The 750-nt window shown below is 63.3% G+C and carries 1 protein-coding gene; it reads right to left on the bottom strand.

The genetic code is table 11. The features are described from left to right. Positions 1–750: IS21-like element helper ATPase IstB (gene istB / locus NKH67_RS34030; protein WP_353033111.1), on the bottom strand; the 750-nt coding region annotated here is incomplete at both ends.

The following is a 750-nucleotide window of genomic DNA, read 5'->3' as shown; positions in this document are numbered from 1 at the left end:
CTGTCGCGGAGGGGTGTCCATTTTTCGGTGGCCGGCCGCGCGGCCGCGATGGTGGATTTAATGTCGGCGGCGTGATGGAGGCTTTCGATCGCAAGTGTTCGGGCATGAGCTCGGCGTGCTGGCGGAGCCGATAACTCGATCCTTCGATCTGGACGACGACCGCATGGTGAAGCAGGCGATCGAGAAGTGCGGTTGCGACGACAGGATCGCCGAAGACCTCGCCCCATTCGGCGAAGCCGCGATTTGAGGTGAGAATCATTGCGCCCTTCTCGTAGCGGGCGTTGACGAGTTGGAAGAACAGATTGCCGCCACCGTGGACGACGGGCAAGTAGCCGATCTCATCGACAACGAGCAGAGCAGGCCGGCAGAAGAAGCGGATGCGTTCCTGCAGGCGGCCTTCGCGTTCGGCCCTTGCCAGCGCGGCGATGAGTTCGGCGAGCGTGCAGAAATAGACGCTCTTTCCAGCCTTCACAGCCTCGACGGCAAGCGCAATGGCCAGATGGCTCTTGCCTGTGCCGGGCGGGCCGAGGAAGTGGACGACCTCGCAGCGGGCGACGAAGCCGAGTTGGGCCAGCGTGAAGATTCGATCGCGGTCGAGCGAGGGCTGGAAAGAGAAGTCGAAGCCGGCGAGCGTCTTGATCGTGGCCAGGCGCCCCATGCGCAGTGCCGTCTTGATCCGGCTGTTCTCGCGCAGGGTCAACTCTTCCGAGAGGAGGATGTCCATGGCTTCGAGGGCGGCGATCTCGCCTT

Source organism: Mesorhizobium sp. M0968, assembly GCF_040319065.1.
Classification (GTDB): Bacteria; Pseudomonadota; Alphaproteobacteria; order Rhizobiales; family Rhizobiaceae; genus Mesorhizobium.
The sequence above is the reverse complement of the archived record's forward strand: the minus strand, read 5'-3'. Positions and strand labels throughout refer to the sequence as shown.